The organism is Actinosynnema sp. NPDC023794 (assembly GCF_040639675.1).
GTDB lineage: Bacteria > Actinomycetota > Actinomycetes > Mycobacteriales > Pseudonocardiaceae > Actinosynnema > Actinosynnema luteola.
The window spans coordinates 1-6,651 of the sequence record NZ_JBFAFR010000081.1 but is presented as its reverse complement, the minus strand read 5'-3'; the positions used below and the strand labels follow the sequence as shown (position 1 = coordinate 6,651).

The 6,651-nt window shown below is 69.8% G+C and carries 5 protein-coding genes; all 5 read right to left on the bottom strand.

Translation table 11 applies throughout. The features are described 5' to 3' along the window. Window positions 1–153: 153 nt before the first annotated feature. Entirely contained in the window at window positions 154–1,881 is a 1,728-nt protein-coding gene (locus AB0H12_RS44960) for a cellulase family glycosylhydrolase (RefSeq protein ID WP_499632852.1), read from the bottom strand. Window positions 1,882–2,035: 154 nt separating this feature from the next. Then, window positions 2,036–3,007, bottom strand: a complete 972-nt coding sequence (locus AB0H12_RS44955; RefSeq protein ID WP_499632849.1) for an aldo/keto reductase — start codon at window positions 3,005–3,007, stop codon at window positions 2,036–2,038. A 189-nt stretch (window positions 3,008–3,196) separates the two neighbouring features. Continuing rightward, window positions 3,197–4,540: an extracellular catalytic domain type 1 short-chain-length polyhydroxyalkanoate depolymerase gene (locus AB0H12_RS44950; RefSeq protein ID WP_499632846.1), complete on the bottom strand. Its 1,344-nt coding sequence runs from the start codon at window positions 4,538–4,540 to the stop codon at window positions 3,197–3,199. Window positions 4,541–5,314: 774 nt separating this feature from the next. Next, window positions 5,315–5,638: a hypothetical protein gene (locus AB0H12_RS44945; RefSeq protein ID WP_499632843.1), complete on the bottom strand. Its 324-nt coding sequence runs from the start codon at window positions 5,636–5,638 to the stop codon at window positions 5,315–5,317. A 642-nt stretch (window positions 5,639–6,280) separates the two neighbouring features. After that, the gene (locus tag AB0H12_RS44940; RefSeq protein WP_499632855.1) at window positions 6,281–6,499 is read right to left on the bottom strand and encodes an integrase core domain-containing protein; all 219 of its coding nucleotides are present in this window, start codon (window positions 6,497–6,499) and stop codon (window positions 6,281–6,283) included. Window positions 6,500–6,651 lie beyond the last annotated feature (152 nt).

Genomic DNA, 6,651 nt, shown 5'->3' with positions numbered 1-6,651 from the left:
TTGTGTTTTTTGCTGTGTGCACATCGCGACGGCGGGGGGGCGGCGGGCGCGCCTCGCCCGGGCGCGCGGCGGCGCGTCGTGGCCCGGGCGCCCCGGGCCGGGACCACCGGTGGGACGGCGTGAAGACGACGGGGTTCCGGCCGCCGGGACCGGTCAGGACGTCGTGCCGGTCACCGAGGTGCCCGACTTGGTCACGTGGTAGGTCAGCTGGGTGCCGCTCCAGAAGTGGAACGTCAGCGTGACCGGTTCGCCGTCGCGGACCGGCTCGAAGAACGCCGGTGGCAGGATGATCGCGCCGCCGGGGTAGTCCGGGCGGACGGTGGTGTAGAACTCCTGGAACGGGGTCCAGCTGGTCGGTCCGGCGGCCGAACCGTCCGCGTACTCGGCCTCCATCGTGGCGAGCAGGTCGCCCTGGAACCGGGTCGGCACGGTGAGGGAGTTGGCGGTGCCGGTCGCGTCGGACAGCACCGGCGTGTCGTTGGTGATCACGTTGATCCGCCAGGGGACGCCGTGCGAGAACCTGGCCTCGATCGTCGAGTTGACGCCGTGGGCTCGGTCGCCGACGAGCTTGGTCAGCGCGGTGGCGGTCAGCGTGAGCTGGTCGCCGGACACGGTGTAGTCGCGGCCCTCGCGCAGCCTGGTGTCGCCCTGCCACAGTCCCCGCAGGCTGGTGCCGTTGGGGTTGAGCGTGAGCGTCTTGGCGGTGATCGGGGTGGACCTGGGCACGAACAGCAGGTCGGACGAGGCCGTGCCCGAGCGGGTGGTCCAGCCCGACTTGATCTGGGCGAAGACGTCCGGGTCGCGCCACTGCAGCGTGTGGCGGTTGAGGAACGAGCCGGCGTCCCACAGGGCCGTGACGACCTTGCTCTTGCGGGCTTCCTCGCCCACCGCCTCGAAGTACTTCAGCACCTCGCCGCGCTCGATGATGCCGGGACGGGTGTAGTCGTAGGAGAGCAGGGCGTACTCACCCAGGTAGACCGGGATGCCCTTGGCGGTGAAGATGTCGCGCATCCGGGCGAACGCGTCGGTCATGTCCTTGTGGACGGTCTCGTCGAACCGGGTGAAGCCCGCGATGTTCACGCTGAACGGCCAGAAACCGTAGAAGTGCACGGTCGCGACCAGGTTCGGGTCGTTCAGCGACGCGATCGTGGCGGACAGGTCCTCCATCAGCTTCTGCTCGGGCGAGGAGCCGTGGGTGGGCAGCACGAGCAGGCGTGTCGTGTTCCGGCCGGCCGACTGCCGCACGACGCGGTGGAACGAGGTGTTCAGCTCATCGAGCAGACGCGCCTTCTGGGCCTCGTCGGCGTTGTTGAAGGTCGGTTCGTTGACGCTCTCGAAGAGCAGCCTGCGCGACGAGTGCTCGAAGGTGGTGGCTATCTGGCTCCAGGTCGAGTTGAAGCGGGCCAGCACGTTGTCGTGGTCGGTGGGCATGTCCGCGATCCACTGCCACGAGTCGTGGTGCATGTTGAGCACGACGTAAAGGCCTTCGGCCAACGCCCAGTCCACCACCTGCTTCACGCGTGCCATGAACTCGAGGTCGACGGTGTAGGGGGCCGTGGTCGACTGGTGGTCGTGCCACGTCGCCGGTATCCGGACGCTGCGGTAGCCCTCGGTGCGCAAGGCGTGGAACAGCTCCCGCGAGGCGCGCGGGTTACCCCAGGACGTCTCGTCGGGGATGGCGTCCAGGGTGTTGCCCAGGTTCCACGAGGGCTGCATCGCGGCAACGGCATCCATCGCGCCGCGGGGGATGCCGGCATCCGTCTCGGCCTGCGCGCCGGGCGCGGGACCCGTGGCGAGAGCGCCCGCGACGACCAGCGCCAGCGGGATGCTCACCGCCCGCCGGAGCCTGGCGCGCCAGGACGACCGTGGTGCTCTTTCCATCTCGGTAGCCCGTTCTTCAGGGGATTGGGCCGCTCGGGAGTCGAGCGGCTCGTACTGGAACCAGTCGAAGTGCGCGGTGCCCGCGGCTGAGCGCGGGCCGAACGGCAGGCACCCTCACCAGCGGCGTTGACGACTCGACGACATTGAGCACCGCTCACATCGCGTCCGTCGGCAGGTCGAGTTCGGCCCACAGCTCCTCGGGAATCGGCATCCGCGCGTCCGCGATGTTCCTGGTGATCTGCCGGACGCTCCGGGCACCGATGACGACACCGGCTACGGCGGGGTGGCGCAGCGGGAACCTCATCGCCGCGGCGGCGAGCGGAACACCGTGCGCCGCACACCGCGCGGCCAGAGCGCGGGCACGCCGCAGGACGTCGTCGGACGCCGGGGCGTAGTTGAAGGTGGCCCCGACCGCCGGGTTGGCGAGGATGCCGCTGTTGAACACGCCGCCGACCAGCACACCGACACCGCGTGACGCGCACAGCGGGAGCAGTTCGTCGGCCGCGCTCCGGTCCAGCAGCGAATACCGGCCGGCCAGGAGCAGGTAGTCGATGTCGGTTTCGGTGACGAAGCGGGTGAGCATCTCCACCTGGTTCATGCCCGCCCCGATGGCCCGCACCGCCCCTTCGGCGCGCAGCCGTTCCAGCGCCGGGTACGCCCCGGTCACCGCTTGCTGCCAGTGGTGGTCGGGGTCGTGGATCAGGACGACCTCGAACGCGTCGAGGCCCGAGCGCTCCAGGCTGTCCGCCAGCGAGCGGTAGACACCTTCGGCGCTGTAGTCGTTCACCCTGACCAGACCCGGATCGCCGTAGAAGCCCCAGTCGCCCGGCGGCGCGTCGCCTGGCACCAACAGCCGGCCGACCTTGGTGCACACGGAGAAACCCGCGCGCGGCCGATCGGCGAGGAAAGCGCCGAGGCGCCGCTCCGCCTGACCGGCCCCGTAGTGCGGTGCGGTGTCGAAGAAGCGGATGCCCGCGTCCCACGCCGCTTCCAGCGTCGCTCGTGCCTCGTCCTCGTCGACCGGGGCGGACAGCCCGCCGAGCGGTGAGGTGCCCAGGCCCAGCCTGGTCACGGTGACGCCGGAGCGACCCAGCGACGCCCGTTCGGCGAACCACGGCTCTGCCATCACGCCCGCCCCGCCGCGCACAGCCGGTCGGGGAGACCGCTGCCGACGACCTCTCCGGGACGCGCCACCGACCACCCGGCCTGTGCCGGCGCGACACCCGCACCGAGTCGCACGAGCTGCCGCCTGATCACCTCGGACATATCGGCCGTCCGGGGATCGCGGCCGACGTGGTCACCGTGGTCACCGTGGTCACCCGAGGGTCCATCGCTGGTTGCTCTGGCCGTTGCACGTCCACAGCCGTGCGGGGGAGCCGTTGGCGGTCGCCGCGTTGGCGACTTCCAGGCAGAGTCCGGACTGGGCCCCGGTCACGGTGCCGTCGGTGTTGAGCCGCCACTTCTGGTTGACCCCGCCGTGGCAGGACCAGATGATCACCGCGGTGCCCGCCGTCGATCCCGCGCCCTCGGCGTCCAGGCATCGCAGCGAGGTCCCGGTGTACACGGTGAGTTCCCCCGCCGTGGTGGAGGTCCAGCGTTGGTTGGTGCCGCCGTGGCAGTCCCAGATGTGCAGCCGGGTGCCGTTCGTGGTGGTCTGGCCGGGCACGTCGAGGCACTTCCCGGCGCTCGCCGAGCGCAGCGCGCCGGTCTTGGCGCCGCCACCGGTACTGCCGTCGAGGCCGAGGAAGGAGATCGCGTACGCGAGCATCCCGGCCTGCGGCAGGGTGTGGCCCGTGCCCGAGATGCTGATGCCCTCGACGGTGGCCCGGGTGCTCGTGTCGCCGTACCGGGTGCGTGTCCAGCTCGGCTGAGGGTGGTCGGTGGACGACGGCGTCTGGCCGAGTCCGTGCAGGTTCGTCCACTGCTCGACGGACTCGCCGAAGTTGGGGTAGGCGAGGGTCGTGTCGGTGGTGCCGTGCCACAGCTGCATCCGCGGGTAGCGTCCGGTGTAGCCGGGGTACATCGAGCGGGCCAGGTCACCCCACTGCTGGGCGGACTTGACGAGGTTCCCGCTGGCGCACTGGCTGTTCCACAGCGAGCCGTTGTCGGTGGCGAAGCACCCGGCCGGGACACCGGAGTACGCGGCCCCGGCCGAGAAGACGTCTGGGTACTGGGCGGCCAGGACGTTGGTCATCATCGCGCCGGAGGAGAAGCCAGCGACCACGATGCGGGCCGGGTCCACGTTGTGGCGCTGCCGCGCCCAGGAGACCATCGACATGATGCCGGTGGAGTCGCTGCCGCCGTTGCGGGTGAGCCCTGCCCGCGTGGACACGTCGAAGCAGCGCCCTTCCCGCGTGGCCTCGGGCACGACCACGACGTAGCCGTGCCGGTCGGCTGCCGTCGCGAAGTCACGGCCGTTGCCGTTGAAGATCGCGCCGGCCGACCCGCCGCAGTAGTGGACGAGGACCAGCAGCGCGGGCTGCGACGCCACGGTGTCGGGCACGTAGAGGTACATGCCGAGGTTGGTGGGGTTCGGGCCGAAGTCCGTGACCCTGGTCAACGTGGCCGCCGCCGCCGGACCGGCCGTCACCAGCGCCGTGCCGACCACGAGCGGCAACAACAACGTCGCCGCGGCCAAGGCGCGCAACACTCTTCTCATCGACTACTCCCCGGTGGACGTGGGCATTGGTGAACGTCGGTGGTTCCGCCTGCGGCCCGGCCGCCCGTCGGGTCGAGCCTGGGCAGTCCACCCGGTCGCGCACCGGACTGTTGCGTGATCAGCCGGTCCAGGGCGGCGAGCAGCTGGTCGGCGCGCTGGTCCACCCGGTCGTTGAGGGTTCTGGTCTCCATACCCGTCCGGTGGGGTGGTAGACGACTCGGCCGCCGAACCCGTCGCCGCGCGCGGCGGCGATACCGCTCTCGGGTGGGGCGGGACCGGGCTGGCACGGGTTGTCCGAGGCGGCGGACGCGGTGCGCACCCCGTCGGCGGCCGACAGCGCGCGACGAGCCCGGCCGTCACAGCGACGACCCTTGTGCGCAACGGCGAAGCGGATGTTCGACTCATCGAAGTCCCCATCGTCGTCGTTGACGAGCGGTCTGCGGCCGGCTTCGGCCCACCACGTCCGCGGGTCACCGACGCCTCTCGGCAACGTAGCCGGCCCGAAGCCGGCGAGCAATGTCATATTCCTGCCACGGTGTTAGCGTTCACTCCGCTACCGCGACGCTGACCTCATCGAACACGTATTCGCCTCTGTGGTGCTGAGCGGCGAAAATGGCCGAAGTCGCTCGTTCAGACTAGTGAATCGCTCTGCGGCTGGGCCTATGTTGTGAACGCCGACATCGCATCGCGAGCCGCTGGGAGGGTGGACCCGGCGAGGCATCGTGGAACGTGCTGGCCGCGGCCACGGTCCAGCCGAAGCGGTCGGCCAGGTACCTACATACAAGTCGGAAGCTCAGTGTTCCAGTTGCTGATGCTGACGGTGCTCGTCTCCAAGATCGACACCCGGATCACGTCGCCGGGGAAGATCGCGTTCGGCGGGTTCGGCCCGACCGGGTAACTGACGCCCCCGGCGTTGCCGTTCTGCGTGTACATCCACGAGTACGGCGTCCAGGCGTTGGCCTGGCAGCGTTCCATCGGGGTGAGCGGCAGCGCCTGGGCTGCGGGGATCGTGGCGGCAAGGGTAGACACGAACGCGACGAGCACGGCGGCGAGTTCGGCGGGCCGCCTGACGATCCGGTTGCGTAGTGGGCTGGACATCCGATACCTCCTTCGGTCTGGTGGGGTCCGTGCCAGCGTGCCGTCCACCGCCCCTGCCGGTCGTCCCGGTGACCTGGCCGGTCGCCGGGGTAATCCGGGGCGGGAAACGCGGAAACCTTGGTTGTGTCCTCGGGGCGGTCGTCCATGATCGGCACAGGACATTCGGAGGGCACGTGTCGACCGACATCACGGCCTCGGGCGACGAGGCGGAGCGGGATCACCGGCGCGTCCGAGACGTCGTGGCGGGTGGTGTCGTCGCGCTCGCGGTCGGGGCGTGGGCCACCGCGCTGTCGTGGTCTGTGTCCAGTTCCGCGTGGTGGCAGCAGTTCCCGCCGCGGTTGGTCGGCGGGTTCGTCATCGTCAGCGGTGTGATGACGTGGGTTCGGCGGCCCTCGCCCCGTCCGGGTCAGTTCATGGTGCTCGGCGGCGCGGTGTACGACCTCCAGGATCTGCGGGCGGTGGAAGGGCCACCCCCGCTCGCGCGGGGAAGACGTGGTGGGCAACGGCGGCACCGACGCCCACGCGGGACCACCCCCGCTTGCGCGGGGAAGACCCTCTCACACAGGTTGGCCACGCCCCGGGAGTGGGACCACCCCCGCTCGTGAGGTTCACCCCGAACGGTGGACAGGGGGCTTACCAGATTCAGGCGGCGGCTCGGAGTGATTTCTCGTAGTCGTCGGGACTGATCATCCCGAGCGCGGAGTGCCGCCGCACACTGTTGTAGAACGTGACCCACTTGTCAATCGCGGCAACGAGTTCGGCCTTCGTGCCGTAGACGTGCCGGTAGTAGTGCTCGTGCTTGAAGGTCGACCAGAACGACTCGGCGGGGCTGTTGTCCCAGCAGATCCCGGTCGCGCCCATCGAGCGGCGCAGCCCGTGCCGGAAACACGCCTGTGCCGTCAGATTCGCCGTGTACTCCTTGGATTCAATCGGTCGTTGCAACACTGGTGCCTTGGAGTGATTGTAGGTGATCGTTGAGTGCTTCGGCGGGTGTCTTCCAGTCGAGTGTCTTG